Here is a 320-nt window from a genome sequence, read left to right on the forward strand (position 1 = left end):
GTCGTGACCGGCCGGGTCGAGCGCGGCGTGATCAAGGTTGGCGAAGAAGTCGAAATCGTCGGCATCAAAGAGACCACTAAGACCACCTGCACCGGGGTTGAGATGTTCCGCAAGCTGCTGGATCAAGGGCAGGCAGGCGACAACGTTGGCGTCTTACTGCGGGGCACCAAGCGTGACGAAGTCGAGCGCGGACAAGTATTGGCCAAGCCCGGAACCATTACCCCCCACACCCACTTCGAGGGCGAGGTGTACGTGCTGAGCAAGGACGAAGGCGGTCGTCACACCCCCTTCTTCAACGGCTATCGTCCCCAGTTCTACTT

Annotated in this window: 1 protein-coding gene; it reads left to right on the top strand. The window is 60.3% G+C overall.

Translation table 11 applies throughout. The annotated features are described in order from the left end of the window. Positions 1-320: EF-Tu/IF-2/RF-3 family GTPase (locus tag BQ17_RS11690; RefSeq protein ID WP_256091556.1), on the top strand; the 320-nt coding region annotated here is incomplete at both ends.

The organism is Candidatus Thiosymbion oneisti (assembly GCF_900092655.1).
Taxonomy (GTDB): Bacteria; Pseudomonadota; Gammaproteobacteria; order Chromatiales; family Chromatiaceae; genus Thiosymbion; species Thiosymbion oneisti.